Origin of the sequence: Hyphococcus luteus (assembly GCF_002943565.1) — a bacterium.
Lineage (GTDB): Bacteria > Pseudomonadota > Alphaproteobacteria > Caulobacterales > Parvularculaceae > Hyphococcus > Hyphococcus luteus.
Window position 1 is genome coordinate 512,743 of the sequence record NZ_PJCH01000005.1, and the last position, 26,043, is coordinate 538,785.

The following is a 26,043-nucleotide window of genomic DNA, read 5'->3' on the forward strand; positions in this document are numbered from 1 at the left end:
GAATGGCCCTCCTTGGCGAGGCGCTGTATCACGACACGCTGCTTTCCGGCGACGGCACGGTCTCCTGCGCCACCTGTCACGGGCTCGAAACGGGCGGCGTAGACAGGCTCCCCGTTTCCACAGGCGTCAAGAACCAGCGGGGACCGATCAACGCGCCGACCGTCTACAACTCCGCGCATAATTTCGTGCAGTTCTGGGACGGGCGCGCCGCGACGCTTGAGGAACAAGCCGCCGGCCCTGTCGAAAATCCGCTGGAGATGGGCGATCAATGGCCGGAAGTCGTGAAGAAAGTCGCCGCCAGCGAAAGCTACCGTCCGCAATTTGATGCGCTTTTCGATGGCGAAGTGAACACCGCCACAATCACCAAGGCCATCGCCGAATTCGAACGCACGCTGGTGACGCCGGACTCCGCATTCGACAAATATCTGAAAGGCGACAAGGCGGCGCTCACCGAAAAGGAAAAACGCGGCGCCCTGCTGTTCGCCGAGAGCGGCTGCACGAGCTGCCACACCGGCTCCTATTTCGGCGGGGAAAGTTATCAGAAACTAGCGGACAGCTATTTTGAAGCCCGCGGCGGCGAGATGACCGAAGCGGACAATGGGCGTTTCAATGTCACCGGCGAAGAAGCGGACCGCCATATGTTCAAGGTTCCGATGCTGCGCAACATTGCTGTCACACCGCCTTATTTCCATGACGGATCGGCGCCGGACCTGGAAACGGCCGTCACGATAATGGCCCATCACCAACTCGGTCTTGATCTTTCAAAAGAAGACGCCGCGGCCATCGTTGCGTTCCTGGGCTCCCTTACCGGCGAGTATAAAGGCGTGCCCCTGGACAAGATGGCCAGCAACTAAGCGCTATCGCAGCGCCACCGCCGTGCCGTTGCAGGAAACCAGCAGCATCGCGCCCTTCTGGGTGTCCACCGCCTCGTAATCGATGTCGACGCCGACAATGGCGTCGGCGCCGAGCCGGGCCGCTTCCTCCTCCATGTCGCGCATGGCGTGATCGCGCGCCTCGCGCAGCGCCTTCTGATAGCCCTGCGAGCGCCCGCCAAGAATATCGGTGATGCCCGCAAAAAGGTCGCGAAAAATATTGACGCCGAGAATCGCCTCGCCGGCGACGACGCCGAGACTTTGACGGACCTCGCGTCCCGGGGCGGAATCGGTGGTGGCGACGATCATGAAAAAACTCCCTTGCCGACGTCACGACATAGGACGCGGCGAGCTGGCTTCAAGTTTTGCATGGGCGCGGCGCGATAAAACGCCGATGCTGCGCAATCAAAAGAGGCCGAGAAACTTCTTCCGGCGCTTGTGTTTTTTGAAATGCGCCCTGCCCTCTTTCGATTCGAGGAAGACGGAATAATCGATTTCCGGCCGTTCGATCCGCATGGACGTGGCGCGCAGCCCGCGGATGAGATCGTCGCCCGCGGCGGAAAACGCCGTCGCGGCGACGAAATCCTCCGGTTCGGAAGGAAGCGCCGCATCGGCCTTTTTCTTCTTGCCGGCGAAGAGCTTTTCTTTTTTCGAGAGATTTTCGCGCAGCGCCGAAAACGCCGCCGAGGCCGGCGCATCGAAGTTTTCCGGCAGGAAAGCGGCGTCTTTCGGCGAATAATCCGCGCGCGGCGGCACGGGGATATTGTCGACGCCGCGGCCGGTCAGCTTGCGCGAGGTGGTTTCTTCAAAACCCGACCAGATCTGTTTCAGCCTGTCGCTCATCTCGGTCTCCTAAAGCTCCGCCTTTTCGCGCTTCCATTCGAGCCCGCCATTGCGCGTGATGACCGCGACGTCGATGGGCCCGCCCACGGTTTCGACGGAATGCATCACTTTCTGCTGGAAGGAATTGAGCTTGATCAGCGAGGCCGCCGTCTCGCCCAGCTCCTTTTTCGGCAGGGAATTGATGGCGCGCAGAATCGGGCGCGTATGCACTGCATACTGATAATTATCGACGGAGCGGAAGAACTCGTTCACGGCGACGGCGAGATTGTTGCTTGAATAATCGCGGAAGATGGCGTTCTTCTGCGCGTCGCTCAAATTCGGCGTGCGGCCCACAATGTCGGCGACAAGCCCGCGCGAAAGCTTCAGGGTTTCGGAGTAAACGAACATCCGCAGATACTGGTCCATGCCTGTGAGGAAGGTGCGGATCATCCGGTCCTGCGCGAAGGGCTGGAAGACGGGCCCTGAATCCGCGCCGATATCGGCCTGGCGGTCGCGTTTGCGCTTTAAAATGCCGAGCACCACGGAAGAGGCGAGATAGGAGCGCATGGAAGGAAATTTTTCCTTCGCGCCGAAGCCCGCGAAAACCACGCCCGTATAATGCTCGAAAAACGCGTCTTTCACGACGGCGAAAACGGCGATGTCGCGCAGGCGGTTCATCGTTTCTTCGCTAACCGAAAGGCCGTGATATTCGCTTTTCAAGGACCCCACGAGACTCTGGATCAACTGGTCGATCTCGCCGCCATAGCGCCGGCGCACCTGCTCGGCCATGCCTTTCGGGAAACACGGCAAATCGCCGCGCGGGCTGTCGTCGGGGCAGCGCTGGTAATCCGCATGTAACTCGCCGACCACGAATTCGAAAATCGACGAGATATGATCGTGCACGCCGCCGCGATGCGCCTGTTGAAACTGCTGAACCTGGTAATCGAACTCTTCGGCGAGCACCGTATAGACGACGGCGACGACCTTGAAGAATTCCGTATCCTGATGATCCGCCGGAAAGAGGTCCGGATTGCCGGAGATGAACTCCATGAAATCGTCGGCGTAGGCCGCGACGGTGTCGAGCGGGCGTCCGCGCGACTGCTCGCGATAAAGCGAGATCACCGTCTCCCATGGCGTCGACATGATTTCGGCGTTGTTATAAATCATCACCGCGACCGGCTGGTTCTCGACCAGCGGAAACAGCTTGTCGGCGGAATTATAAGTCTTGAGGTAGCGCTCCCCGGAAATGGTGACGGCGCTGTCTGCGGCCATCGCCACCGCCTGGCGGTTCATCAACACGACTTCGGACGTCATTTGCCCCTCACGACTCCCCCGCGCCCTCATCCGCCGCGCGGGCCGCCCTCCGGCTCTCGCGGCCTCTCGGGCCCCTCACCGCGCCCAAGAAGGGCGCAAGAGCGGATGTTAACGGGAAATTCACCAATTGGAAACGGGCGGAGGGCGCCGCCCGCCCTATCCCCATTTGAGGAGTTTCCATGAGAAGCCGCCTGCCGGAACAGGCGCTTGGCCGGTTACCCGTCCGTTAAGCAAAGCCCCTGAAAAATTAGGAAAAATTTTCATTTCTCGGCCGGAAAGTGGGCCATCGCGCGGATGGAGGCCTTGGCCATGACTCCTGAGATTTTCACCAGCTTCACCCTCATTGAATGGGTGCTTTTCGGCTTTATCGGCGCAAATGTGGCGATTGTCGGAATCTGCCTCGTCCACAACGGTTTCAAGCGGCTGGGCCATCACACCGAAGAATAACCCTCAGGCGTAGCGCGACGCCTCGAAACCATACGCCTCGCGCATCTGCGAAATCTCTTTCAACTTGGCGTCAAAACGCGACCAGTCGTCGTCATCGGCGATCGGCACCCAGATCGCTTCGACCTCGTCGATCAACATGGTCGCGGGGCGCGCGCGGGTGAAATAATCGTGCTTGAGCCGCTCCGGCCTTTCCGGCGTGAAGGCCGTCAGAGCCTCGCGCAGGGGTTTGAATTTTTCCTGGGCGTAAAGCTCGGCGGCTGGACTTTTGTCGGCGCGGGGCTCTGACGGCGCGCCGCAGAACCAGTCGAAAAACACCTGTTCGTAAGGCGCGCCGGTTTCGGTCATCCATTTCAGGAAGTCGGCGACGAAACCGAAATCATTCTCGCCAGTATGTTCAACACCCAGACGCCGGAAAAACGCATCAGCCATGGCCTCCTCATAGGCCGGAGCGAAAGACTGGAGCGCCTTGTTGAGGGGGTCGGACGGCGCGATGCGCGACAGGGCGCCGCCGAGCTGGGCGAGGTTCCAGGCGCCGGCCTCCGCTTGCCGCCCGAAGGCGTAAAGCCCCGTCTGATCGAAATAAGCGGCGGTGAAGGACGGATCGGCGACCGGCGCGAACCGCCATGGTCCGTAATCGAAACTTTCGCCCGTGACGTTCATATTGTCGGTGTTCAAAACGCCATGAACGAAGCCCGCCGCCATCCATTGCGCGCAAAGACGCGCAGTGCGCTGAACGACACCTTCGAAAAAAGCCGCGACCCGCTCCTCGTTCATCTCATGCAGGAGATGCGGATAAAATTGCGCAACGCAGTAGTCGACGAGATCGGCGATCGCCTCGTCTTCCTTTTCATAGGCGAGACGCTGAAAGGCGCCGAAACGCACATGGGAATGGGAAAGCCGCACCATCACCGCCGAGCGCGCCGGCGACGGTTCGTCTTCGCGATATAGGTCTTCCCCGGTCTCGATGAGGCTGAAGGTCTTCGAGGTGTAAACACCGAGCGCTTCGAGCATCTCCGTCGCCAGCACCTCGCGCACGCCGCCTTTCAGGGTGAGCCGCCCGTCGCCGAACCTCGAATAAGGCGTCTTGCCCGAGCCTTTGGTGCCGAGATCGAGCAGCCGGCCCTCGCCGTCGCGCAGCTGCGCGAAAAGGAAGCCCCGCCCGTCGCCGATATCCGGATTGTAGGTGCGGAACTGGTGGCCGTGATAGCGGATGGCCAGCGGCGCTTTCAGATTGTCCGGCAAGGGCTCGAACCGGCCGAAATGAGCGATCCATTGCTCTTCGGAAAGCCCCCCGAGCCCGATTTTCTCCGCCCAGCGCTGATTGCGGTAGCGCAGCGTACAGCTCGGAAAATCCGCCGCCTCCACCGCATCGTAGAAGGGAGCGCCATTTTCCCGCCCGAGACGGTCAAAAATCGGAGCCGGCTTATAATTTTCTTTCGCCAATCTGGACCTTCTTAATCATTTGCGCCAAAAGTCGACGCTGTTCGCGAGCGCGAAAAACCGCGCTTTCATTCCTAACACGCTGACACAGAGATTATACCATGGACGCCGCCCGCCTGCCCGCCGCTCAAGATGTTCGCGCCGCCGCCGAACGGATCGCGGGCCGCATTAAGCGCACGCCGCTCGTCCATGCGGAGAAGCTCTCCGCCTTCACCGGCGCGGATATCTGGCTGAAGCTTGAAAATCTTCAATATACCGGCGCCTTCAAGGAGCGCGGCGCACTCAACAAGCTGCTTGTCATGAGCGAGGAAGACAAAAAGCGCGGCGTCATCGCCGCGTCCGCCGGCAATCACGCCCAAGGCGTCGCCCGCCACGCCGGCGCGCTCGGCGTGCCCGCCGTCATTGTCATGCCGGTGACGACCCCCGATGTGAAGGTCCGCCAGACCCGGGCTCTTGGGGCCGAAGTGGTGCTCACCGGTCACGATTTCGACGAGGCGAAAGTCGAAGCGGCGAAAATCGAAAAGGAGCGCGGGCTCACCTTCGTCCATCCTTTCGACGATGCGGACGTGATCGCCGGACAAGGCACGATCGCGCTCGAAATGCTCGAGGACGGCCCCGATTTCGACGCCATGATCGTTCCCATCGGCGGCGGCGGCCTGATCGCCGGCATGGCCCTCGCGACCAAGGACGCCGCGCCTGACACGCAAGTTGTCGGCGTGCAGACGGCGCTCTTCCCGTCCATGCTGAACGCCATCGACGGCGGCCATCGCGATACGGGCGGCTCGACCCTCGCCGAAGGCATCGCCGTCAAGGACGCCGGCGCCCTCACCCGCGAGATCGTGCGCGAAACGGTGGACGACATCGTGCTTGTGGACGAACGCATTCTCGAACGCGCGCTTTCCATGCTGATGATGGAGCAAAAGCTCCTGGTCGAAGGCGCGGGCGCCGCCGGGCTCGCCGCCATCCTCGCCGATCCGGCGCGGTTCAAAGACAAGACCGTCGGCCTCGTTCTTTGCGGCGGCAATATCGACGCGCGGCTCCTCTCCATGATCTTGATGCGCGACCTCGCCCGCTCGGGCCGCCTTGCCCGTCTTCGCGTGCAGCTCCTCGACATGCCGGGCCAACTCGTCCGTGTAGCGAGCATCATCGCCGAAAATGACGGCAACGTCACCGATGTGGGCCACCACCGCACCTATTCGGACCTGCCGGCGAAAATGACCTGCATGGACGTCACCGTCGACACCCAGGGCGAGGAGCATCTGGGCCGGATTATCCAGAATCTGCGCAAAGAGGGCTACGAGGTCGAGATCGCCTCTTACTAGAGCGCGATCTGGGGCGCGCGATCCTTTTCTTGATTGCGACAGGCGTATGAGAATCCTCACGCAAGTCCTGTCGCAGTGCAGCAGAGAATAAACACGCCTGTTTCACTCTTCTTGCAGCCGGGCGCGCCGCTTTTTCGTTGAATCTGTCCCGCACGACCTTATTTTGATGGCGTACGCGAAGGGGCGAGGGCGATATGACGAAATCCATGCGGCTTTGGGGGTTCACGGGGCTTTTTGTCGTCGCTGCGGCGCTGCTCGGTTTCAGCGCGCTCGCCCAGCCTTCCAACACAAGCGCCCCCTCCGGCGTCATCCTCACCCTCGACGGCGCGGTGACGCCGCCGGCGGCGCAATATCTCGAACGCGAGATCATGGCCGCTTCCGAGGCCGGCAAGGAAATCGTCATCATCGAAATCGACACGCCCGGCGGGCTGATGACGTCGATGAAGACCATCATCAAGGCGATCCTCGCGTCGGAAACGCCTGTGGCGACCTATGTCTCGCCGCAGGGCGCGCGCTCGGCGAGCGCCGGGCTTTACATCATGTATTCCGCTCATGTCTCCGCCATGGCGCCCGCAACCAACACCGGCGCGGCGACGCCGGTGGAAATCGGCGGCTCTCCGTCGAAGGACAACCCGTTCGACGAGAAAGATCCGGGGATCGAAAAAAGCCCGGAAAAGACAGGTAATCCCGACGCTAGCGAAGGCGGCGCCGGCGCGGAAGAAACGGACAATGCCGAAGACCGCGCAGCTGAGTCCGTGCGCGAGCGCGACCGGAGCGTCACCGAAGAGGATTACGAGGAGCTGGCCGGGGACAATCCCGGCGCGCCCGTCGACCGGACGGAAGCCGAGCCGCAATCCTCGCCGATCTCCAGCAACGACGCACTGCGCGCCAAAGCCATCAACGACGCGGTCGCCTATATCCGGGCGCTCGCCGAAGAGCGCGGGCGCAACGCCGACTGGGCGGAAAGCGCCGTGCGCGACGCCGTTTCCGTCACCGCGAACGAAGCCCTGCGCCTCAATGTCGTCGATCTTGTCGCGAGCGACCTCGACGACCTCCTCAAACAGATGAACGGGCGCACAGTGACGACGGCGTCCGGCGAGAAAACGCTGAACACGGAGAATGTCCGGCTTGAACGCGTCGAGGCGACTTTCGTCGAGCGCATCCTGAGCTTCATCGCCGACCCCAATGTGGCGGTCATTTTGATGTCGCTCGCCACCACCGGCATCATCATCGAAATGTGGAATCCGGGATCGATCTTCCCCGGCGCAGTCGGCCTCGTTTGCCTCATTCTCGGTTTTTATTCCTTCCAGGTGCTGCCCTTTAACTGGCTCGGCCTGGCGCTGATGGGCGCCGGCGCGCTGTTCATGCTGGTGGAGGCCTATACCCCGACATTCGGACTCATCGGCCTTGTGGGGCTCTTATTGTTCGGTTTCGGCCTGTTTGTGGTCTTCCCTGAAGGCTTCCGCGTTTCGGGCGCGGTCATCGGGGCTATTCTCGCCATCGCCGGAGGCTTCCTCGCGCTCATCCTGTTTGCCGTCGTCGGCTCGCGCAGCCACGGGCCGCTGATCGGCGCCGAAGCCATCCGCAAGCGCGAAGGCGTCGTCGACGAGTGGAGCGGCGGGGAAGGCTGGATCCTCGTCGAAGGCGAGCGCTGGCGCGCACGCTGCGACAAACCGCTTTCGAAGGGCGACCGGGTGCGCGTCATCGAAGTGGACGGCCTCGTTCTCGTCGTGAAACAGGCCAAGGCCGGCGGTCTGTTGGGCGGATTGCAGCCGAAAGAGGCGTGAACGAATGATTGAGGTCGCCGGATTGCCGGACCACCCGATCCGCTTTGCGGCGATCCTGCTGCTCGCCGGCTTCGCCGCCATTTCCATCGCCAAAATCTACGGCCTCTTCTTCATGCGCTGGAAAAGCCCCTATCGCATGGGACAGTCCATGAACGTGCAGCACGCCGAAGTCGTCGAATGGACCGAAAGCCCGGCCGGCGGCGAAGGCTATGTCAAGGCCGGCGGGGAGTTGTGGCGCGCAACATCCAAGGACTCATTGAAACCCGGCGATGAAGTGAAGGTCGCCGCCGTCAACGGACTGACATTGTCCGTAACGAGAAAATCCGGGTAAGACGCGAACAGCCGTCCCTGCCCGAGGACAAAAGGAGAAATCACATGCCCGGAATTGGCTTTTTAGGAGCGATCTTACTGGCGCTTTTCGTTATCGTGCCGGCCGTCATCAAGGTCCTGCGCGAATATGAGCGCGCGGTCATCTTCACGCTCGGCCGGGTGGGCCGCAAGGCCGCGGGCCCCGGCCTCGTCATCCTGATCCCGATCATCCAGACCATGCGCAAAGTCGACATGCGCACTTTCGTCCATGACGTGCCGACCCAGGACGTCATCTCCCGGGACAACGTTTCGGTGAAGGTGAACGCGGTCATCTATTACCGCGTCGTCGATTCCGTGCGCGCCGTGGTGCAGGTCGAAAACTATATGGCGGCGACCAGCCAGCTCGCCCAGACCACCCTGCGCTCGGTGCTCGGCAAGCACGATCTCGACGAGATGCTGCAGGAGCGCGACAAGCTCAACAAGGACATCCAGGAGATCCTTGACAGTCAGACTGAGGCCTGGGGCATCAAGGTCGCCAATGTGGAGATCAAGCATGTGGACGTGGACACGTCGATGATCCGCGCCATCGCCAAACAGGCCGAAGCCGAACGGGAGCGGCGCGCCAAGATCATCCTCGCCGAAGGCGAATTCCAGGCGGCGGCGAAACTCTCCGAAGCCGCGGAGGTGCTGGCCACCTCGCCGGGCGCCATGCAGCTGCGCTATCTCAACTCGCTGCAGGAGATCGCCGGCGACCAGACCAACACCATCGTCTTCCCGTTCTCCATCAATGAAATCGTCGACCGCATGCGCTCGTAATGCCGGTCGCCTTGGTTTAGGACAGGCGGCGCGCCCGGCCGGGGCGCGCCGTTTTTCATGATGCCGAACGAACCTATTGATAATATTCAGGAACTGGATGCGCGCGGCTATCGCTGTCCGCTGCCGGTGATCCGCATGGAAGCGCGGCTGCGGCGGATGGCGCCTGGGGAAAAGCTTCTCGTCAGGGCGGACGACCCGGTCGCTGCGCTCGACATTCCCCATTTCTGCCGGGAAGCGGGACACGAAGCCCTGCGCCGGCCGGACGAAGGCGGCCCGGGCGCGCCGGTTTGCGTCTTTCTGGTCACGCGGGGGCCGAATCCGGCCTGAATTCCGGCCGTCGCCCCATCCGTTCCGGAGCGGGGGCGCCCTTTTGCTTTCAGAAATGGTAAAGGTTAATATGGAGGGACGCTCCGAGCCGTGCTTTAATGCGGTCTCGGACGCTCGGTGAAGCGCCGAACCGGGACCGCGAAGGCATGACGCCACAGTCGCGAATGCTGGCTCGGGGGAGTCTGTAGGGGAAGCGGGGATATGAAAAGAGATCCGAAGATGCTGTTTGGAAAAGCGCGCCGCCTGATCGGCGGCATTGCGGTCGCGTCCGTGCTGGCGTTCGCCGCCGCCGCGCCGGCGCATGCGACATTCGAGGCCGGTCTTGAAGCCTACAAGAACGGGCAATATTCGCAGGCGCTCGACATCTGGCGGCGCTTCGCCGTTGCTGGCGACATTCGCTCGAAAAAAGTCCTCGGCGACGTCTATTCCGGCAAGGCGCTGGAAGCGGCCCGCGGCTCCGCCGCGCCGCTGGAGGAAATTCCGGTCGACAATGTCCAGGCCCTCGTCTGGTACACGCTCGCGGCCTATCACGATTTCTCCGCATACCAACTTCCCACCGCTGACGAAGTCAACGCGCAGATCCTCGCCGAAGGGCGCCTTACGGAAATCCGCTTCCGCATGAGCTCGCGCGACGTCGACAAGGCCGAAGACCTGATCGCCCGCACTTTTGAAGCCGGCAGCCCTTACGACATCTACCGTCTCGGCGAGATGTATCAGAAAGGCGCCGGGCTCGAAAAAGACAACACCAAGGCGCTTGAAATGTACGCCCTCGCCAAGGAGCGCGGCGTCGGCGAGGCGAGCGCGGCTTACGAATTCCTCGAGCCTTTGATGAACAAAAAGGAAGTCGAGAACGCGCTCGACAAAGTCGCAGACTGGCAGCCGCCCCTGCCGCCCGAACACACGGGCAAAACCCGCCAGCAGGAAGAACTCGAGCGCCTCAAGAAAGAGCTTGAGGAAATCCGCATGGCGGACGCGCTTGAAGCGGTCTCCGACATCGATGTGGAGCTTATCCAACGCGCGCTTAACGCGCTCGGCTATCGCGCCGGCGTCGTCGACAACAAGCTCGGCCCCTCGACCCGCGAGGCGATCCGCCGCTTCCAATACGCCCAGGTCGCCCGCGACCGCGACATGAGCGATGAGGAAAAAGAGGCGGTGGTGACCGGCGTCCTGACGCCGCGCCAGACCGTCGATCTCTTCGGCGAAGCCGCCAAAGCGAAACATCCGATGTCGCAATATGTCTACGGCATCATGCATGTGCGCGGCATCGGCGTGGAGCAGGACGGCCAGCAGGCGGTGAAATGGCTCAGCGACGCGGCGGAGCAAAATCTCGCCATCGCCCATTACGCCCTCGGCGTCGTCTATCGCGACGGCACCACAGGGCTCAACGAAGTGGCGCCGGACGAGCGAAAGTCCGCCTTCCACCTCGCTCGCGCCGCAGCGCTCGGCTACAAGCCGGCGAACGACGCGCTGCGCCGTTTAAGCTTCGAATATACGCGTGACATTCAGTAATGGGGGATCTTGAGATGAACCGCATGAAGTTGAACCATTTCGCCCCCGCTCCGGTCCGCGCCATGGCCGCCGGCTTATTGGCGGCGGCGTTCACGGCGACAAGCGTTCAGGCGCAGTCGCTGGGCGGCTTTCCGATCCGCGAGCCGGACGCCGGCTCGTCGAGCTCCAGCTCCTCCGGCGGCTCGAGCAAAAAAGGCCCGATGCAGATCATCGTCGATGCGAACGGACCGGGCCCTTACAAAACCATTTCCGCCGCGCTTGACGATGTCGCCGAAGGCGGCGTCGTTTATGTGATGCACGGCGTCTACAACGAATCCATCAAGCTCGATAAATCGGTGTTCATCCAGGGCGACCGCGGCCCCGGCTCGGGCGTTGAAATCGCCGCGCCGATGAACGCGCCCTGCCTCACCTTCAAGCCGAAACAGGGAACCGCGCACGCCGTCGTCGCGAATGTCCAGTTCAAGGCGAAGATCAATTCCGGCGCGGCGGCCTGCGTCGATGTCGATCAGGGCGTTTTCACCCTGAAGGAAAGCGACGTCCTCGGCTCCGGCGTCAAGCCCGCGGTGAAAATCAACGGCGGCACGGTGATGCTTGAGAAAAACCGCATCTCCGCCGGCTCCGAAGGCGTTTTCGTCACGCAGCCGCATTCCCTGTCGCAAAGCTTCATCATCGACAACAAGATTTTGCAGAACAAGGTCGGCGTCGACATTGCGAGCGGCAGCCGCGCCGATGTCGTGGTGGCCGGCAACGAGATCTTCGACAATCTCGACTCGGGCGTGAAATCCTCCGGCTATGGCTCGGCCAAGCTGATCGGCAACAAGATCCGCAACAACAAGGGCTCGGGCGTCATCCTCGACAAATACGCCAAGCTCTCGCTGGTTCGCTATAACGAAATCGCCCAGAATTCAGGCGACGGCGTCGCCATTCCGTTCGGCGTCAACGGTGTCATCGAAGACAATGACATTGTCGGCAATGACGGGCTTTCGATCTTCGTGCGCGACGGTCTCGAGCCGAAGATCACCAACAACACCATCGAAAACAACAAAGGCGACCGCTGCTCCAAGAAAGACCGGCGCAAGGGCCGCTGTTAGGCTTTGCTTTCATCCAAACACAAAAACCCCGCTCCGGCGGGGTTTTTTAATCGACCAAAAAAGGAAAACCTAAGACGATGAGCGAGTTGCCGCCCTGCCCGCAATGCGGGTCGACCCTGACTTACGAAGATTCCGGCCTGCTGGTCTGTCCGGAATGCGCCCATGAATGGACCCCGGGGACGGCGGCTGAAGAGGCGGCGTCCGGCGTTGTCGACGCCAATGGCAATGCGCTCAGCGACGGCGACACGGTCACGGTCATCAAGGATCTCAAAATCAAGGGCTCCTCGCAGGTCGTCAAAGTCGGCACAAAGGTGAAGAATATCCGCCTTACAGGCGGCGACCATGACATCGACTGCCGCATCGACGGCGTCGGCGCCATGAAGCTGAAATCGCAATTCGTGAAAAAGAGCTGAGGCGCCGCCGTAAGTTTTGCCGCAAGTTTTGTTTGCGCCGCGCATAGTCCGAAGGACGAAGCGTGGTGCCCCCCGCCGGAATCGAACCGGCACTCCCGAAGGAACTGGATTTTGAATCCAGCGCGTCTACCAGTTCCGCCAGAGGGGCTCATAGCACGGTCGACGTGAGGGCGGCATATTAGGTGGCGCGAAGGCGCGGTCAATGGCTCCCGAAAGATTTGTTAAGGCTCGCCTAGGTATCATCGGCGAAATCCTCTACATGGCTTAACAGGCGGACGATTGTGAGACAGATGACCGAGAACGGTCCGACCCCAAAAGAGAAGATGCGCGGCGCAACCCGCGTCCTCCATGACATCCTCGACGATCTGAAACGCGCGGCGCCCGAAACCGCCGCCGCGTCTTCAGACGCCGCTGCAGCTCCGACAGCCGCCCCCTCCGCCGCTTTGGGCGATGTCGTCGACCGGCTCGACGAGCGGGCCTTCGGCTTCCTCCTCCTTCTCCTCGCCCTGCCCTGCTGCCTGCCTTTCGTTTATCTCCTGCCGCAGATCGTGGCCCTGCCCATGCTGGCGCTCGCCGGACAGATGGCCATGGGGACGCGTCATCCCTGGCTGCCACAAAAGCTCCATGACCGGCGTTTCGAGATCGCCGCTTTTTCGAATGTGCTCGCACGCGCGGAAAAATACGGGGGCTGGCTGGAGCGCATCGCCACTCCGCGCTTGAGGCCCGTTACGAGCCATCTGGCGCTGCGCATCATCGGCGGCCTGATGCTGCTGCCCATCGCCTCGATCCTGATGCCTTTCCCCCTGACCAATACGGTTCCCGGCATCGGCGTCGCCATCGCCGCGCTCGGCATTATCGAGCGCGATGGCGTTCTGGTGACCGGCGGGCTGCTGATCGGCTTTATCTGGGTGCTCCTGCTGATCTTTGTCGGCGCGGAAACCCTGCATCTCGTCAAGGACTGGCTGACCGGCGGGGCCTGAGCCCCACGAAGATGTGACGATCCGTCTTGAGGCCGGCCCTTTGCATCAAGGTTATAACAGCCGTCATGCTCAAGGCTTTCTTCAACCGGATGTCCTTTACCGAGCGCGTGCTGGGGCTGTCTTTCCTTGCAAGCGGCGCGATGCTGGCCGGCGCTCATCTGTTTGAAAAAGTCGGCGGGCTCGTCCCTTGTGTTTTGTGCCTCAACCAGCGCGAGGCGCACTGGACCGCGCTCGCCGTGGCGGCGGCGGGGCTCGTGGCTGCGCGCCTCTTTCGCTCCAAGCTCGGCGCCGCAGCCGCCGTTGGCGCCGCGGCCCTCGTCTACGCTGTCAGCGCGGGCCTCGCCTTTTACCATACAGGCGTCGAATACGGGTACTGGCCGGGCCCGGCGATCTGCGCCGGCGGCGGCGTCGACGCCATCGATCTCGACAATCTCGCCGCCTCTTTAAGCCAGAAGAGCGACGCCCCCTCCTGCGAAGACGTGCAATGGCGCTTTCTTGGCGTCTCCATGGCTGGCTATAATCTTCTGGCGTCGGCCGGGCTTTTCGCGCTGACGCTCCTCGCCGCGCTGACGGAAACCCGCGCGGCGAAACGCACAAGGCATGGAGCCCCCGCATGAAGACGCCGCAAAAGCCGGGCCCTCGCGCCGGACGCATTGCCGAGATGCTGCGCGTCGATCACGCCGGCGAATATGGGGCCGTCGCCATTTACCGCGGCCAGCGCGCCGTCTTCGACAAGCTGACGCACAAAGCGGAAACCGCCGCCCTCTTGAAAGAGATGGAAGAGGGCGAGCACCATCACCTCTCGACCTTTGACGCGCTTCTCGCCGACCGCAAAGTGCGCCCCACCCTGCTCGCGCCGTTCTGGAACGCCGCCGGCTTCGGGCTGGGCGCGGCGACCGCGCTGATGGGCGAGAAAGCCGCCATGGCCTGCACCGCCGCCGTCGAAGACGTCATCGAAAAACATTACGCCGAACAGATCGGCGAGCTTGAAACGGACGAGCCCGCACTCGCAGAGACCGTGCGCGAATTCCGCGACGACGAGCTCGAACACAAGCACACGGCCGAGACCCACGGCGCGCAAGAGGCGCCGGGCTACAACCTCTTGTCCTCGGCGATCCGGTTCGGCTGTCGCGCCGCCATCCGCATCGCTGAAAAAGTCTGAGGCCCGCTCGCCGCCTTTGCGCCCCTGGATGGACCCGGCTAGTATCGCCGCCAACCAATCTTTTCAGGGAGTTTTCATGAGAAAAGCCAAGATCCTGCGCCGGGCGGGCGCCGCCGCCGCCATTTCGGCGCTGGCCCTCGCCGCGGCCTGCAGCCCGGAGCCGGCGGAGCCATCAGGAACCGACGAGACGGCCGCGCCGACGGTCGAAGACGCAAAAGAATTTATCGCGCGCGTCGAAGACTGGTATCGTGATTTCGGCGAATATTCCGCGCGCATTCAGTGGGTCAACGCCACTTACATCACCTACGACACCGACTGGCTGTCCTCGCGCGTCGCCGCGGAAGGCACCGAGATGGGCGTTAAATTCGCCAATGAAGCAAAGCGCTTCAACGATCTCGACTTGCCGGCCGAGATGCGCCGCAAAATCGAGTTCATCAAGCTCGGCCTTAACCTGCCGGCGCCGGAAAAGCCGGGCGCGGCGAAAGAGCTTGCGGACATCAACACCCGCATGGGCTCTACCTACGCCACCGGCAAGATCGAACTGGACGGCGAGACAGTCGCCCGCGTCGACCTTGAAGAGATGATGGGCACGGTGCGCGATCCCGATAAACTCGAGGAAATCTGGGTGAAATGGCGCGAAATCCCGGTCGCCGAAAATGACGACGGCACGACCATGAAGGAAGATTACGCCCGCATGGCCGAAATCGCGAATGAAGGCGCGCGCGAGCTTGGCTTTGAGGATGTCGGCGCCATGTGGCGCGCGCGTTACGATCTTCCGCCTGCGGAGTTTGCGGCCGAGACCGACCGGCTCTGGGAGCAGGTCAAGCCGCTCTACGACCAGCTACACTGCCATGTGCGCGCCAAACTCAACGAGCAATATGGCGATGATGTCGTTCCCCTCGACGAGCCGATCCGCGCCGATCTTCTCGGCAATATGTGGGCGCAAAGCTGGGCCAATATTTATGACCTCGTTGCGCCCGCCGACGCCGACCCGGGCTATGACCTGACCGAGCTTTTGAAGTCGAACGGCTATGACGCGAAGAAGATGGTCGAGACCGGCGAAGGGTTCTTCTCCTCCCTCGGTTTCGAGCCCCTGCCCGAAACCTTCTGGGCGCGGTCGCAGATCACCAAACCGCGGGACCGCGAAGTCGTCTGCCATGCTTCGGCGTGGGATCTCGACAGTCAGGACGACATCCGCATCAAGATGTGCACCAAGGTGAACTCCGACGACTTCCAGACGATCCACCACGAGCTCGGACACAACTACTATCAGCGCGCCTATAAGGACCAGCCGCCGCTCTTCCAGAACGGCGCCAATGGCGGCTTTCACGAGGCGATCGGCGACATGGTCGCTCTTTCGATCACGCCGGACTATCTGAAGCAGATCGGGCTTCTCGACGAGGAGCCGGACGCATCGAAAGACATCGGCCTTTTGATGGCGCAGGCGCTCGAGAAAATCTCTTTCATGCCCTTTGGCCTCCTCATGGACAAATGGCGCTGGGAAGTGTTCGACGGCGAGCTAACGCCCGAAACCTATAATGACGGCTGGTGGCGCTTGCGCGAGCAATATCAGGGCGTGCGCCCGCCGGTCGCGCGAGACGCCCATTATTTCGATCCGGGCGGGAAGTACCACATCCCCGGCAACGTCTCCTATACGCGCTATTTCATCGCCCATATCCTGCAGTTCCAGTTCCACAAGGCCGCCTGCGAACAGGCCGGCTGGACCGGGCCTTTGCACCGCTGCTCGATCTACGGCTCGAAGGAAGTCGGCGAGAACTTCAACGCCATGCTGGAAATGGGCGCCTCGAAGCCCTGGCCCGAAGCGCTCGAAGCCTTCACCGGCACGCGGGAAATGGACGGCGAAGCGGTGGTCGAATATTTCGCGCCGCTGATGGAATGGCTCGAAGAGCAGAACAAGGACCGCACCTGCGGCTGGTAAGCGCCGCTGCGAACTGAAAAAAGAAAAGCCCCGTCGAAGCGGGGCTTTTTTATTTGCGCGAGGCTTTTTCGTCGTGCCCGGACGTTCCTTCGCGCGCGCCGAGCACGGCGGCGACATCGTCGAGCGAGACGCCCTGCTCCGCCAGCATGACCAGTAGGTGGTATAGAACGTCGGCGGCTTCAGCGGTGAGATGGGCTTTGTCGCCCGACACCGCCGCAAGCGCGGCTTCCACCGCTTCCTCGCCGAATTTCTTGGCGCATTTTTGCGCCCCGCCGGCAAGCAGCGAGGCGGTGTAGGACTGATCGGCGCCCGCGCCCTTACGCGCGGCGATGGTCGCCTCAAGCCGCTTCAACACCGCACCGATATCGCTGCTTGCGTCAGTCATTCGCTCCGCCTTTCAAGCCGCCGACTTGGAAAACCGCATGGGAAGCCCCGCCTTCGCCATGGCTTCTTTGGCTTCGAGGATTGAGATTTCCCCGAAATGGAAAATCGAGGCGGCGAGCACGGCGGAGGCTTTGCCCTCTTTCGCTGCTTCCACGAGATGCTCCACCGACCCGGCGCCGCCGGAGGCGATCACCGGCACGTCCACGGCCTCGGCGATGGCCCGGGTCAGCGCGATGTCGTAGCCGGTCTTGACGCCGTCGCAGTCCATGGAGGTCAAAAGGATTTCCCCGGCGCCGCGCGCGACCACGTCTTTTGCGAATTCGACGGCGTTGATCCCGGTCGCATTGCGCCCGCCATGGGTGAAGATTTCCCAATGCCCATTATCAGGGGGATCCCCGACGCGTTTCCCATCGATGGCGACGACCACGCATTGCGCGCCGAACCGCTCCGCCGCGGCGTTAATGAGGTCGGGATTGTTTACCGCCGCGGTGTTGATCGCCACCTTGTCGGCGCCGGCCAGCAGCAGCGCCCGGAAATCGTCGAGCGAGGCGACGCCGCCTCCGACGGTCAGGGGCATAAAGCAATGCTCGGCGACATCGGAGACCTTGTCGAGGAGGATGCCGCGCCCTTCGTGGCTTGCGGAAATGTCGAGAAAGCAGAGCTCGTCGGCGCCGGCGGCGTCATAGGCTTTGGCGGCGTCGGCGGGGTCGCCCGCATCACGCAGATTGACGAAATTGACGCCTTTGACGACGCGGCCGTCCTTGACGTCGAGACAGGGGATGATCCGTATATTGAGCATTCGTGATCTTTGTATTGTGCGTTTTCTGACGGAAAACCGGCTTCCACTTTTCCGGAAAACGCTGGGTTATTCCCGCCAGAAGGGCGTCATCTTTTCGAACGCATCCCAGGCCGCGTCAATCTTTTTGGCCGCCTCGCGCGCTTCGGCGGCCTTATAGCCGGAAATGAAGCCGGCGGCGCGCATCAGCCCTTCGCCGCCCGCGCCTTCGCCTCGAGCCGCCCGTTCGGCGAGCCCCTGCGCCACCACCGCGTCATTCACCGCGCCGAAAGCGTCCTGCAATGTCGAGAGCGCCGCCATATATTCCTTGCGATGGGTCTTCGGATAGATGCCCCGGAAAAGCTGGATCGGGTAGCGCAGTTTTTTGAGCGCGATGCGCAAAGGATGACGCGCGGCAAGCTCATGAGCGCCAATCGCCTCTTTTGCGGTCCGCCTGGCTTTCTTCAACGCCCGGTCGAGGACCTTTGGGGCGAACTCCCGGGCGGGCCGGAAGAGCGATTTTTTCGCGTCCTCGCGCCAGCCCATCAGGGTTCCCGCCGCCATCACGTCGATGAGGAACTGGGTGAACTCCCGCCCGCTGACCGCGGCGACGGCGTCCTGCCACGCCGCCGCGCGGGCGATCTCGGCCCGGGCCTTGAGGGCGCGCAAGCCTTCCGGCGCATAGGCGCCCTCCTGAGCCGCCGGCAGGGTCTCCTCCAGGAAGACGTCCCAGTCCCGGGCGGGGCCCATGGCGCCGGCGATCAGCTTCGCGCGCGCCGCCAGCCGCGCAATCTCGTCCGAGCCGACATAGCGCCGGAAGATCCGCTCGATCGCCCGCAGGCGCCGCAGCGCCACGCGCATCTGATGAACGCCCTCGGGCCTGCGATAGTCGATCAGCGCCGGCTGGAGCTCTGAAAGGCGCGCCGCAATCTGCGTCAGGGACGTGCCGAGAACGTCCGCCGCACTCATTTCGGGATCGATATTATCCTTCTCGCGCTTGGGCGTCGGGTTCGCCGGATCCTGCAGCGCCAGGGCCGTCTCGAGTTTGGTTCCGCCGGACAGTCTCAGCGGCGCATTATCCGTCAGGAGCCGGGCGAAATCGAAAACCGCCGCCGGTTCGCCCTCAATGAGCTCAAGCTCGACCTCCGCCAGCGGTCCCGCAAAGATGCGCCCCTCCCCGTCCCGGCTTTCAGCCTGGCCGAGATCGACGGCGAGCTCAATTTTGGCGTCCCTGTAGGCGATCTCCGCCGCCCAGCGATCCACCGCCGTGCCGGCGACGGGAATGAGCTTGGGGATAAGGCCTTCGATGAGCGCGTCGATCTCCTCTTCGCCGACCGGGGCCGGGAAATCCTCGGCTTTGGCGATCGCAACCTCGTATTCCATGCGGGAGGCGGCGTTCGCCCCCTTCGCCTTGACCGCCTGAATGTAGTCCGCCCCCTCTTCGCGCAGCCTGAGGCTGCGGCCCCGCTTCGCCAGTACGCCGTCTTCGGTGTCGAAATAGGTGGAGGAAAGCCGCTCCCAGGCGCCGTCTTTCGGTGCAATCGCTGAAAAGAAACGGCTTTTCGGCAGCGCCGCCAGATCTGCAGGCGCGCCGACAAATTTCAGCTCAAACTCGGTCCGCCCCGCGCCCATGGTTTCGCGGCCCTCATTCTCCACAACAAGATCACTTTACTGGACTTAGGCAATAAAGGGCAATTGGCCCTACCCGGCGATTTTCAACGCCTCGGCGGTGTCGATGCGCCCGTCATAAAGCGCCCGGCCAATGATAACGCCCTCAATATTCTCATGGGCCGATTTCAGCGCCTTGATGTCTTCGATCCCGGCGACGCCGCCGGAGGCGATCACCGGTATGGCCGCTTCTTCGGCGAGTTTCGCGGTCGCCTCCACATTGACCCCGGCCAGCGCCCCGTCGCGGCTGATGTCGGTATAGACCACCGCGGCAAGTCCCTGGTCTTCATAACGTTTTACCAGGCTGGCCGGGGTTTCGGCGCTGTCGCCGTCCCAGCCTTCGGTCTTCACCCGGCCGTCGCGGGCGTCGACCCCGAGCACGATGCGCCCGGGATAGGTCCGGCAGGCCTCGATGACGAAATCCGGATCGCTGACGGCGGCCGTACCGAGGATCACGCGGGTCATACCGGCCTCGAGCCAGCGCTCTACCGCCGCCATATTCCTGACGCCGCCGCCAAGCTGGGCTTTCGAGCCCACGCGCTTCAGGATCGCATCCACCGCCTCGCCGTTCACCGCCGCACCTGCAAAGGCGCCATCAAGGTCGACAATATGGATCCAGGAAAAACCCGCCACCTCGAAGGCGGCGGCCTGCGATGCTGGGTCTTCATTATAGACTGTCGATTCTTCCATGCGACCCTGAAACAGGCGCACGCATTCGCCGCCCTTGAGGTCGATGGCTGGGTACAAAGTCAGCTTGCGGCTCATGACGGGGACCATTCCAGAAAGGCGCTCAAAAAGGCGAGGCCGGCCTTTTGGGACTTCTCCGGGTGGAACTGCGCGCCCACCAGGTTGTCCCGGCCGATGAGCGCAGGCACCGGCCGCCCGTGATGCGTAACGCCAAACAGATGGGCGTTATTTTCGGGCTCGAAATAAAACGAATGAGCGAAGTAAAAGACCTCGCCATCCAGTCCGTCGAAGACCGGATGGTGTTCGACGGTCTCAACCGTGTTCCAGCCCATATGAGGCGCGCGAAACGCTTCGGAATGGGGTAGGGGAACGACCTCGCCGGGGATCCAGCCGAGCCCTTCCGAGCCCCCGAATTCGAGCCCGCGATTGGCGAGCAGCTGCATCCCGACGCAGATGCCGAGAAACGGCCGGCCCTCGATGAGCGCGACATGCTCCACCGCTTCTATAACGCCGTCCCGGGCGGCGAGCCCGGCCATGCAGGCGGCGAAGGCGCCCACGCCGGGCAGGATGATCCGGTCGGCCTTGCAAATGACGTCCGGATCGTCGGTCACCGAAACATGGCGGGCAAGACCGGCCTCGCGCGCAGCCCGCTCCACCGCTTTTTCGACGGAGCGCAGGTTCCCGGAGCCGTAGTCGATGATCGCCAGCGTTTCAGCCATGGGCGAGGCTTGTACCCGCGCCGCGCGCCAAAACAAGGGGAATGCGAGGCGAGGACGCAAAGAAAACCGCGCGGGGGAAAGGCCCCGCGCGGCTCTTTCATGCCCGAATAGGAACGGGGCCCGTTTAGGCCGCCGGGAAGCAGGCCTCGATGGCCGCCTTGGCGTCGTCGCTCAACCCCTCAAGATCTTCCGGCGCAGCCACGGCCAGGAGTTCCTCCGTGGCGTCAGCGTCCGCGGTTTCTGCAAGGCAGGCGCAGCCTGACGCATCGGTCCCGTTTTCTTCCGCATAGGCCTCGCAATGGCCCTCAAGATCGCCGGCGTAAGCGGGGGCCATCGCAAACCCCGTCAGGGCAAGCGCAAGTGCGATTTTCTTCATGTCGTTTCCTCCGTGTCGGCCCCGTTCTAGCGGGTGCATTTGTCCATGGCGGCTTTGGCGTCGTCCGAGGCGGCGTCATAGCGCTCCCCCGGATCGGCGATTTCGGCGAGCTCCAGAAATTCATCGGCGAGATCGTTCGCAACGATTTCCTCTTCGAGGCAGGAACAGCCCGACGCATCGCGGCCGTCCGCCTCCAATGTCTCGACGCAGGCGTCGGCCCATTCGCCGGCCTGCACGCTTGTCACGCCTGCAGCTATGATGGCGCCCGCCGCGACGGCGATGACGCATGTTTTCTTAATGATCATGAAAGACCCCTGTTGCTTGACGCCTAAACCCGGTCCCCGGGCGGTACGCAACGCACGGCGCCTTCAAGACGCCCCCAACCGGCCGCGATCTGACCTTGAAGACGGGCCAGGGTCAACTGAGCGAGCTGCAATTCCCGCGAATCCTGCAGGGGCGAGAAAGCATTTCGAAAGGTTGAACGCAGATCATGGGCTGGACGGCGAGGGGAGACGCACGATGCGAAGCCGCTTTCTAAAAACCGTTTGTCCGGCAATCCTGATTTTGCTCGCCACGCCTTCGGCGGCCGAACCGCCGGCGCCGGAATTTCCCCAGGCGCTGACCCGCCCGCTCACCGCGAAATACCGCGAGGCCTATCTAAGCCAGCTCCTGACGCAATTGCGCCGCCAGGGCCATGAAGGCCGCTATATCGACCAGGGCGTTCTCGACGAGATCGAGCAGAACAACTACGCCCAGCGGCGGCTCTCGCTTTTCCAGCAGGAGCTGCGCCGCGACAAGAACGGCGACGGCGTCATCACGATCAAGGAGATCAAGGCCGGCCTGCCGAACAACGTCACGCGCATGCGCGGCGCGGAAAGCGAGGATGATGTCCGCCGCCGCGTCGACGCCGAAGTGCAGAAAATTCTCACCGCCGACGCCAATGGCGACAAGAAGATTTCGCTCGCCGAAGCCCACGCTTTTGCGGGGGAGAAGGCAAAACTTTCCACACGCCGCCGGAGCACCGGGCTTGAAGGTCTTCTGGCGCTCGATCCGAACAAGGACGGAAAGCTGACGGCGGAAGAACTTCTTGAGATCGGGAAGGAGACTTTCTCCCATTTCGACGAGAACGGCGACGCCATTCTCGACGACGAGGAAATGGTTGCGGCCCGCGACGCCATCAATGCGAGCAGCCGCGCCGCAATCGCCGCACGGGCAAATCCCAAACAGGCGCTTCACTGCAAACCGCCCGAAGCCGGCCGCAGCGAGGACGTGATTCTCATCAGCGGCTATGAAGGCGATGCGATTTCGTCCGTATCCGTTGCAGGCATGGATCGCACGACGACAACCGGAAAGATGATTATCGAACCCGGAAAGAAGCCGCTTTATATTTTCGCAACCACTTTTGATCCTTTCATCTGGCGCGTTGAAGGCGACGTGAAACGCGTCGCAAAATTCGTCGTTGTCGCCCAGCGCGCCAATAGCGGCGTGGGGGTCGTCGGCGTGCCGAAAGAAAAAATCACTTTTCTCCCGTCCGGCGCTTGTTTCAAATATTTCTCAAAGCCCGCGAGCGGCGCTGCGCTGCAGGCGAAAGCAATTCTCGAAACGCTTGTAAAACGTCCGGTCGCAAAGCTGATCGCCAGTTACGCCATCAGCAGCATCGGCGCGCCCTCCGGCGTCATGCCCGATAAAAAACGCAGCGCCGGCCCCGGCGTCGTCTTTGTCAAAGGTCCGACCCGCTTTCTTGTGGAACAAGACGGAACCGTCACCAATCTCACGGAGAAAACCGAAAAAGAACAGCCTGCGCAAGCAAAGGCGGACGCCAACACGGTGGCCATGTTCAACCGCTTTTCGCCGGGCGGCGTCGTGGAAATCGACAAAAAGACGGTCATCGCATCGCGGCCGGCGGAACCTTATGACGTGCTGCCGCAGCAGGCGGGCCTCATCCAGCTCATGGAGGAAGACAAGATCGAGCGGTTGAGCGACGGGACTTACTATATCAAAAAACCCATCGCCCGCTTTCCAGCGGGTCTCGCCGGCGGCCATTCCGTGAAATTCATGCTGGCGAAGGACGTGCCCATGCCCGCCGGAAGCCCCAGTCACAGCTGCGTTATTTCCGAAGAGACCGGCAAACAGCTGGCGGGAAGCAGTCTGCTCTGCCGCTGATCATATTTTAACCAAGCGCGCGAGCCGCATTCCCCTTGCAGGAACGATTTTCACCGTATGCTGTTTGTTTTTCAGGAGTTGATTAGCTCCTCGTCACGGAGAGGAGGACAGCAATGGCTGTAGAAACGCAGGAAAGACAGCGCAAAGAGCCGGGTGAAGCGGAAAACACCGCTGAAGCAATCCGCGTCTCCGACCACGAGACCGCAGACGGACAGCCGGAAGCCCTTACCACCGAAGAAGTCCGACAGGGCCACACGGGCGACCATGTGCGTTATATTCTGATGGCGTCCGTCGCCGGCGCGGTTTTCGTCATGGCGATTGTGGCCGCCTACTTCTTTAACTAGCGGGACGCTTTAACTGCCCAGCGATCCTTTTGTCGAAGGCGCGCCGCCGTCGCTGCGCGGATCGAGTTCCAGCGCTTCGCGCAAGGCGCGCGCCGTCGCCTTGAAGCAGCTTTCGATAATGTGGTGCGTGTTCTCGCCGTAGAGATTTTCCACATGGAGGCAAAGCCCCGCATTCGTCGCAAAGGCGTGGAACCATTCCTTGAAAAGTTCGGTGTCCATGTCGCCGACTTTCGGGCGTGCGAAATTCACCCGCCAGACGAGATAGGGGCGCTTTGAAATGTCGATGGCCGCGCGCGACAGGGTTTCATCCATGGGGATATAAGCCGCGCCGAAACGGCGAATGCCGGCGCAGTCGCCAAGCGCTTTCGCAACCGCCATGCCCATCACGATGCCGACATCTTCGACCGTGTGGTGCATGTCGATATGAAGGTCGCCTTCGGCCCGCACCTTGAGATCGATCATCGAGTGCTTGGCGAAGCCTTCGAGCATGTGGTCGAAGAAACCGACGCCCGTCTCGACGTCGTAATCGCCGGCGCCGTCGAGATCGAGGGAGATAAAGATCTCCGTCTCCCGCGTCTTCCGCTCAACTGTCGCCGCTCTCATGGCCGTCTCCTTTGACGCCTGCCGCCGGCGGTGGCATTCACCCCATCAGGATATCGTCGGCGCCCGCCGCCATTACTATATAAGCCGCCGCGCCGTCTACGGAACGGCGCGGGAAAGCTGAAGCAAGATGCTGAAAATAGAGCAAAAATCATGAGCAATGTGTCAATGCATGGAACCACGATCCTCGCCGTCCGCAAAAACGGCATGGTCTGCGTCGGCGGGGACGGGCAGGTGAGCCTCGGCCAGACGGTGGTGAAGGGCGATGCGAGGAAGGTCCGGCGCATGGCCGGCGGCAAGGTGATCGCCGGTTTCGCCGGAGCCACCGCCGATGCTTTCACCCTCCTGGAACGGCTCGAAGCGAAACTCGAGCAATATCCCGATCAACTGACACGCGCCTGCGTCGAACTGGCCAAGGACTGGCGCACGGACCGATATTTGCGCCGCCTCGAAGCCATGATGATCGTCGCTGACAAGGGCGTGACCTTGACCCTGTCGGGGGCGGGGGACGTGCTCGAACCGGAATTCGGGGTCGCTGGCATCGGATCGGGGGGCGACTACGCCCGCTCCGCCGCGCGCGCGCTGATCGAGGAAACCGAGCTGTCCGCGGAGGAGATCGTCGGCAAGGCCATGGCCATCGCCGCCTCGGTCTGCGTCTACACGAACGACTCCCTGACGCTGGAGACCATCGTCTCCTAGCCCGAAAAGGCCTCTATCGTCGCCGAAAAGACACACCCCTCAGGAAATCTTACAGGGCTGTAAGGTCAGGCCGGCGGCGTCTGGTCCGGAATAGGGCGGGGGATCCCGCTTAATCTTTTGATAAATAATGTTTTCGCCAACGCTGGCTGTAAGCCCCTGTAATGCGCAGAAAAATCGCCGCCCTCGATACAGCCCAAGGTTGTGTTGCGCCGCAAAAAACAAGATTGACTAACCCGGCTGTTTCACCTTGATACGCCTTATCAGTGAACTTGAGTCTTGTCCGGGGGATATATGAAAAAGCTTCTTGCCATCGCAGCAACCACTGCATTGTGCGGCGCTACCGGCGCACACGCCACGACGATTTCCACCTACAACTACACCGACTACGTCTCGGGCACGTCTTCATCGCAAACTTATGAAGATGACGGCGTCACCATGAAAGTCACCGCCGGCCTTTATGACGACGACGCCGCGGCGACCGTCACCGAAGGCAAGTATAATGCACGGCCGGTTCTTTATCCCAGTTACGGAACAGGCGTCTCTCATGATCAAAATGACGGAGAACACACCGTTGACGGGTATTTCCCAGAAGTTCTGATCCTCGCCTTCGACACGACCGTCAAACTCACCGACCTCGTGTTTAATTACGCGAACAGCTACGCGAAGTTTGATTTCTTTGTTGACAGCAACAATGACGGCTCGCTTGATCAGCGCGTGTTGATCGATTCGGATTTGGATTCGGGCTATGACAGCGTATCGCTGAGCAGCCTTCTTTCCATGGACCTCTTGACCGGCAAGCTTTTCGGCGTCGGCGCCAGCTATACCTATAAATATTGCAACCATTGCAGCCTGCACAAATCGGAATGGAAGCTGAAGAAAGTGAAATTCGACGAAGTGTCCGAAGTGCCGCTTCCGGCCGCGCTGCCGCTCTTTCTGGCGGGCATCGCCGGCTTCGGTTTCGCAAGCCGCAAGAAAAAAGCGTAAAATCGCATTTATCCCTGAAAATCGGGAATTAAAGAGCGTCCTTTGGGCGCTCTTTTTTTATCGCGCGCGCCGCCGGGATTGCGATTTCCCATGG

30 protein-coding genes and 1 tRNA gene are annotated in these 26,043 nt (G+C 62.0%); 18 read left to right on the forward strand and 13 right to left on the reverse strand.

The features are described 5' to 3' along the window. Positions 1-2: 2 nt before the first annotated feature. A complete protein-coding gene (locus CW354_RS07420) occupies positions 3-854 on the forward strand; it encodes a cytochrome-c peroxidase (protein WP_104830044.1) in 852 nt (283 codons plus the stop codon). A gap of 3 nt (positions 855-857) precedes the next feature. Here the strand turns inward: CW354_RS07420 and CW354_RS07425 are convergent, their stop codons facing one another. From CW354_RS07425 to CW354_RS07435, 3 genes are all read right to left on the reverse strand, one after another. Further along, a complete protein-coding gene (locus tag CW354_RS07425) occupies positions 858-1,181 on the reverse strand; it encodes a YbjQ family protein (RefSeq protein ID WP_104829385.1) in 324 nt (107 codons plus the stop codon). Between the two features lie 96 nt (positions 1,182-1,277). Next, positions 1,278-1,715 (reverse strand): hypothetical protein, encoded by a 438-nt coding sequence (locus CW354_RS07430; RefSeq protein ID WP_104829386.1) that lies wholly within the window; start codon positions 1,713-1,715, stop codon positions 1,278-1,280. Positions 1,716-1,724: 9 nt separating this feature from the next. Next, positions 1,725-3,008 (reverse strand): hypothetical protein, encoded by a 1,284-nt coding sequence (locus CW354_RS07435; RefSeq protein WP_104829387.1) that lies wholly within the window; start codon positions 3,006-3,008, stop codon positions 1,725-1,727. Between the two features lie 309 nt (positions 3,009-3,317). Between CW354_RS07435 and CW354_RS23335 the strand changes: the two genes are divergently transcribed. Then, on the forward strand, positions 3,318-3,455 hold the full coding sequence (locus CW354_RS23335; protein WP_165793574.1) for a hypothetical protein: 138 nt from the start codon (positions 3,318-3,320) through the stop codon (positions 3,453-3,455). 3 nt (positions 3,456-3,458) lie between these two features. Here CW354_RS23335 and CW354_RS07440 read toward each other — a convergent pair whose 3' ends face one another. Beyond that, positions 3,459-4,898 carry a protein adenylyltransferase SelO gene (locus CW354_RS07440; RefSeq protein WP_207764712.1) on the reverse strand — a complete coding sequence of 480 codons (1,440 nt, stop codon included), beginning with the start codon at positions 4,896-4,898 and terminating at the stop codon, positions 3,459-3,461. 98 nt (positions 4,899-4,996) lie between these two features. On the opposite strand from CW354_RS07440, the gene CW354_RS07445 reads away from it, so the two are divergent. From CW354_RS07445 to CW354_RS07480, 8 genes are all read left to right on the forward strand, one after another. After that, positions 4,997-6,217: a threonine ammonia-lyase gene (locus CW354_RS07445; RefSeq protein ID WP_104829388.1), complete on the forward strand. Its 1,221-nt coding sequence runs from the start codon at positions 4,997-4,999 to the stop codon at positions 6,215-6,217. A gap of 194 nt (positions 6,218-6,411) precedes the next feature. Then, the gene (locus CW354_RS07450) at positions 6,412-8,004 is read left to right on the forward strand and encodes an NfeD family protein (RefSeq protein WP_104829389.1); all 1,593 of its coding nucleotides are present in this window, start codon (positions 6,412-6,414) and stop codon (positions 8,002-8,004) included. 4 nt (positions 8,005-8,008) lie between these two features. Beyond that, positions 8,009-8,335: an NfeD family protein gene (locus tag CW354_RS07455; protein ID WP_104829390.1), complete on the forward strand. Its 327-nt coding sequence runs from the start codon at positions 8,009-8,011 to the stop codon at positions 8,333-8,335. Positions 8,336-8,379: 44 nt separating this feature from the next. Beyond that, the gene (locus tag CW354_RS07460) at positions 8,380-9,129 is read left to right on the forward strand and encodes a slipin family protein (RefSeq protein ID WP_104829391.1); all 750 of its coding nucleotides are present in this window, start codon (positions 8,380-8,382) and stop codon (positions 9,127-9,129) included. 57 nt (positions 9,130-9,186) lie between these two features. After that, complete coding sequence (locus tag CW354_RS07465; RefSeq protein ID WP_207764713.1) at positions 9,187-9,456, forward strand: sulfurtransferase TusA family protein; 270 nt, start codon at positions 9,187-9,189, stop codon at positions 9,454-9,456. Between the two features lie 219 nt (positions 9,457-9,675). Then, complete coding sequence (locus tag CW354_RS07470) at positions 9,676-10,965, forward strand: peptidoglycan-binding protein (RefSeq protein WP_165793575.1); 1,290 nt, start codon at positions 9,676-9,678, stop codon at positions 10,963-10,965. Positions 10,966-10,979: 14 nt separating this feature from the next. Further along, the gene (locus CW354_RS07475; RefSeq protein ID WP_165793576.1) at positions 10,980-12,056 is read left to right on the forward strand and encodes a right-handed parallel beta-helix repeat-containing protein; all 1,077 of its coding nucleotides are present in this window, start codon (positions 10,980-10,982) and stop codon (positions 12,054-12,056) included. A 77-nt stretch (positions 12,057-12,133) separates the two neighbouring features. Further along, a complete protein-coding gene (locus CW354_RS07480; protein WP_104829394.1) occupies positions 12,134-12,469 on the forward strand; it encodes a zinc ribbon domain-containing protein YjdM in 336 nt (111 codons plus the stop codon). A gap of 63 nt (positions 12,470-12,532) precedes the next feature. Here the strand turns inward: CW354_RS07480 and CW354_RS07485 are convergent. Beyond that, a tRNA-Leu gene (locus CW354_RS07485) sits at positions 12,533-12,617 on the reverse strand. 142 nt (positions 12,618-12,759) lie between these two features. On the opposite strand from CW354_RS07485, the gene CW354_RS07490 reads away from it, so the two are divergent. The 4 genes from CW354_RS07490 (at position 12,760) to CW354_RS07505 (ending at position 16,550) form a co-directional block, all read left to right on the forward strand. After that, on the forward strand, positions 12,760-13,449 hold the full coding sequence (locus CW354_RS07490; RefSeq protein WP_104829395.1) for an exopolysaccharide biosynthesis protein: 690 nt from the start codon (positions 12,760-12,762) through the stop codon (positions 13,447-13,449). 65 nt (positions 13,450-13,514) lie between these two features. Beyond that, the gene (locus tag CW354_RS07495) at positions 13,515-14,066 is read left to right on the forward strand and encodes a disulfide bond formation protein B (RefSeq protein ID WP_104829396.1); all 552 of its coding nucleotides are present in this window, start codon (positions 13,515-13,517) and stop codon (positions 14,064-14,066) included. Continuing rightward, the gene (locus tag CW354_RS07500) at positions 14,063-14,611 is read left to right on the forward strand and encodes a demethoxyubiquinone hydroxylase family protein (protein WP_104829397.1); all 549 of its coding nucleotides are present in this window, start codon (positions 14,063-14,065) and stop codon (positions 14,609-14,611) included. The genes CW354_RS07495 and CW354_RS07500 overlap by 4 nt, the downstream gene beginning before the upstream one ends. Before the next feature lie 76 nt (positions 14,612-14,687). After that, positions 14,688-16,550 (forward strand): M2 family metallopeptidase, encoded by a 1,863-nt coding sequence (locus CW354_RS07505; RefSeq protein ID WP_104830047.1) that lies wholly within the window; start codon positions 14,688-14,690, stop codon positions 16,548-16,550. Positions 16,551-16,599: 49 nt separating this feature from the next. Here the strand turns inward: CW354_RS07505 and CW354_RS07510 are convergent, their stop codons facing one another. From CW354_RS07510 to CW354_RS07540, 7 genes are all read right to left on the reverse strand, one after another. Beyond that, complete coding sequence (locus CW354_RS07510; protein WP_104829398.1) at positions 16,600-16,935, reverse strand: phosphoribosyl-ATP diphosphatase; 336 nt, start codon at positions 16,933-16,935, stop codon at positions 16,600-16,602. Positions 16,936-16,947: 12 nt separating this feature from the next. Then, positions 16,948-17,733, reverse strand: a complete 786-nt coding sequence (gene hisF / locus CW354_RS07515) for an imidazole glycerol phosphate synthase subunit HisF (RefSeq protein WP_104829399.1) — start codon at positions 17,731-17,733, stop codon at positions 16,948-16,950. 66 nt (positions 17,734-17,799) lie between these two features. After that, the gene (locus tag CW354_RS07520; protein ID WP_104829400.1) at positions 17,800-19,365 is read right to left on the reverse strand and encodes a CYTH and CHAD domain-containing protein; all 1,566 of its coding nucleotides are present in this window, start codon (positions 19,363-19,365) and stop codon (positions 17,800-17,802) included. Between the two features lie 45 nt (positions 19,366-19,410). Further along, the gene (gene hisA, locus CW354_RS07525; protein WP_243396328.1) at positions 19,411-20,142 is read right to left on the reverse strand and encodes a 1-(5-phosphoribosyl)-5-[(5-phosphoribosylamino)methylideneamino]imidazole-4-carboxamide isomerase; all 732 of its coding nucleotides are present in this window, start codon (positions 20,140-20,142) and stop codon (positions 19,411-19,413) included. After that, positions 20,139-20,783 (reverse strand): imidazole glycerol phosphate synthase subunit HisH, encoded by a 645-nt coding sequence (gene hisH, locus CW354_RS07530; protein WP_104829401.1) that lies wholly within the window; start codon positions 20,781-20,783, stop codon positions 20,139-20,141. Before hisH ends, hisA begins: the two co-directional genes overlap by 4 nt. 124 nt (positions 20,784-20,907) lie before the next feature. After that, on the reverse strand, positions 20,908-21,159 hold the full coding sequence (locus CW354_RS07535) for a hypothetical protein (RefSeq protein WP_104829402.1): 252 nt from the start codon (positions 21,157-21,159) through the stop codon (positions 20,908-20,910). Positions 21,160-21,185: 26 nt separating this feature from the next. Then, the gene (locus CW354_RS07540) at positions 21,186-21,464 is read right to left on the reverse strand and encodes a hypothetical protein (protein WP_104829403.1); all 279 of its coding nucleotides are present in this window, start codon (positions 21,462-21,464) and stop codon (positions 21,186-21,188) included. Between the two features lie 214 nt (positions 21,465-21,678). Here CW354_RS07540 and CW354_RS07545 point away from each other — a divergent pair, with 214 nt between their 5' ends. Both CW354_RS07545 and CW354_RS07550 read left to right on the forward strand, forming a co-directional pair. Beyond that, a complete protein-coding gene (locus tag CW354_RS07545) occupies positions 21,679-23,322 on the forward strand; it encodes an EF-hand domain-containing protein (RefSeq protein ID WP_165793577.1) in 1,644 nt (547 codons plus the stop codon). A gap of 113 nt (positions 23,323-23,435) precedes the next feature. Next, complete coding sequence (locus CW354_RS07550; protein WP_104829405.1) at positions 23,436-23,666, forward strand: hypothetical protein; 231 nt, start codon at positions 23,436-23,438, stop codon at positions 23,664-23,666. A gap of 9 nt (positions 23,667-23,675) precedes the next feature. Here CW354_RS07550 and hisB read toward each other — a convergent pair whose 3' ends face one another. After that, positions 23,676-24,269 carry an imidazoleglycerol-phosphate dehydratase HisB gene (gene hisB / locus CW354_RS07555; RefSeq protein WP_104829406.1) on the reverse strand — a complete coding sequence of 198 codons (594 nt, stop codon included), beginning with the start codon at positions 24,267-24,269 and terminating at the stop codon, positions 23,676-23,678. 150 nt (positions 24,270-24,419) lie between these two features. Here hisB and hslV point away from each other — a divergent pair, with 150 nt between their 5' ends. Both hslV and CW354_RS07565 read left to right on the forward strand, forming a co-directional pair. After that, on the forward strand, positions 24,420-24,965 hold the full coding sequence (hslV, locus tag CW354_RS07560) for an ATP-dependent protease subunit HslV (protein WP_104829407.1): 546 nt from the start codon (positions 24,420-24,422) through the stop codon (positions 24,963-24,965). A 291-nt stretch (positions 24,966-25,256) separates the two neighbouring features. Next, positions 25,257-25,949 carry a VPLPA-CTERM sorting domain-containing protein gene (locus CW354_RS07565; protein ID WP_108723953.1) on the forward strand — a complete coding sequence of 231 codons (693 nt, stop codon included), beginning with the start codon at positions 25,257-25,259 and terminating at the stop codon, positions 25,947-25,949. Positions 25,950-26,043: the final 94 nt, after the last annotated feature.

Bases quoted from the DNA above. Each gene is read 5' to 3' on its own strand.
- CW354_RS23335 (WP_165793574.1), top strand. From the start codon at position 3,318: ATGACTCCTGAGATTTTCACCAGCTTCACCCTCATTGAATGGGTGCTT.
- CW354_RS07500 (WP_104829397.1), top strand. From the start codon at position 14,063: ATGAAGACGCCGCAAAAGCCGGGCCCTCGCGCCGGACGCATTGCCGAG.
- CW354_RS07425 (WP_104829385.1), bottom strand. From the start codon at position 1,181: ATGATCGTCGCCACCACCGATTCCGCCCCGGGACGCGAGGTCCGTCAA.
- CW354_RS07465 (WP_207764713.1), top strand. From the start codon at position 9,187: ATGATGCCGAACGAACCTATTGATAATATTCAGGAACTGGATGCGCGC.
- CW354_RS07435 (WP_104829387.1), bottom strand. From the start codon at position 3,008: ATGACGTCCGAAGTCGTGTTGATGAACCGCCAGGCGGTGGCGATGGCC.
- CW354_RS07430 (WP_104829386.1), bottom strand. From the start codon at position 1,715: ATGAGCGACAGGCTGAAACAGATCTGGTCGGGTTTTGAAGAAACCACC.
- CW354_RS07460 (WP_104829391.1), top strand. From the start codon at position 8,380: ATGCCCGGAATTGGCTTTTTAGGAGCGATCTTACTGGCGCTTTTCGTT.
- CW354_RS07495 (WP_104829396.1), top strand. From the start codon at position 13,515: ATGCTCAAGGCTTTCTTCAACCGGATGTCCTTTACCGAGCGCGTGCTG.
- CW354_RS07470 (WP_165793575.1), top strand. From the start codon at position 9,676: ATGCTGTTTGGAAAAGCGCGCCGCCTGATCGGCGGCATTGCGGTCGCG.
- hisH (WP_104829401.1), bottom strand. From the start codon at position 20,783: ATGGCTGAAACGCTGGCGATCATCGACTACGGCTCCGGGAACCTGCGC.
- hslV (WP_104829407.1), top strand. From the start codon at position 24,420: ATGAGCAATGTGTCAATGCATGGAACCACGATCCTCGCCGTCCGCAAA.
- CW354_RS07445 (WP_104829388.1), top strand. From the start codon at position 4,997: ATGGACGCCGCCCGCCTGCCCGCCGCTCAAGATGTTCGCGCCGCCGCC.
- CW354_RS07475 (WP_165793576.1), top strand. From the start codon at position 10,980: ATGAACCGCATGAAGTTGAACCATTTCGCCCCCGCTCCGGTCCGCGCC.
- CW354_RS07420 (WP_104830044.1), top strand. From the start codon at position 3: ATGGCCCTCCTTGGCGAGGCGCTGTATCACGACACGCTGCTTTCCGGC.
- hisA (WP_243396328.1), bottom strand. From the start codon at position 20,142: ATGAGCCGCAAGCTGACTTTGTACCCAGCCATCGACCTCAAGGGCGGC.
- CW354_RS07535 (WP_104829402.1), bottom strand. From the start codon at position 21,159: ATGAAGAAAATCGCACTTGCGCTTGCCCTGACGGGGTTTGCGATGGCC.
- hisB (WP_104829406.1), bottom strand. From the start codon at position 24,269: ATGAGAGCGGCGACAGTTGAGCGGAAGACGCGGGAGACGGAGATCTTT.
- CW354_RS07450 (WP_104829389.1), top strand. From the start codon at position 6,412: ATGACGAAATCCATGCGGCTTTGGGGGTTCACGGGGCTTTTTGTCGTC.
- CW354_RS07565 (WP_108723953.1), top strand. From the start codon at position 25,257: ATGAAAAAGCTTCTTGCCATCGCAGCAACCACTGCATTGTGCGGCGCT.
- CW354_RS07505 (WP_104830047.1), top strand. From the start codon at position 14,688: ATGAGAAAAGCCAAGATCCTGCGCCGGGCGGGCGCCGCCGCCGCCATT.
- CW354_RS07550 (WP_104829405.1), top strand. From the start codon at position 23,436: ATGGCTGTAGAAACGCAGGAAAGACAGCGCAAAGAGCCGGGTGAAGCG.
- CW354_RS07455 (WP_104829390.1), top strand. From the start codon at position 8,009: ATGATTGAGGTCGCCGGATTGCCGGACCACCCGATCCGCTTTGCGGCG.
- CW354_RS07545 (WP_165793577.1), top strand. From the start codon at position 21,679: ATGCGAAGCCGCTTTCTAAAAACCGTTTGTCCGGCAATCCTGATTTTG.
- CW354_RS07510 (WP_104829398.1), bottom strand. From the start codon at position 16,935: ATGACTGACGCAAGCAGCGATATCGGTGCGGTGTTGAAGCGGCTTGAG.
- CW354_RS07480 (WP_104829394.1), top strand. From the start codon at position 12,134: ATGAGCGAGTTGCCGCCCTGCCCGCAATGCGGGTCGACCCTGACTTAC.
- CW354_RS07490 (WP_104829395.1), top strand. From the start codon at position 12,760: ATGACCGAGAACGGTCCGACCCCAAAAGAGAAGATGCGCGGCGCAACC.
- CW354_RS07540 (WP_104829403.1), bottom strand. From the start codon at position 21,464: ATGATCATTAAGAAAACATGCGTCATCGCCGTCGCGGCGGGCGCCATC.
- hisF (WP_104829399.1), bottom strand. From the start codon at position 17,733: ATGCTCAATATACGGATCATCCCCTGTCTCGACGTCAAGGACGGCCGC.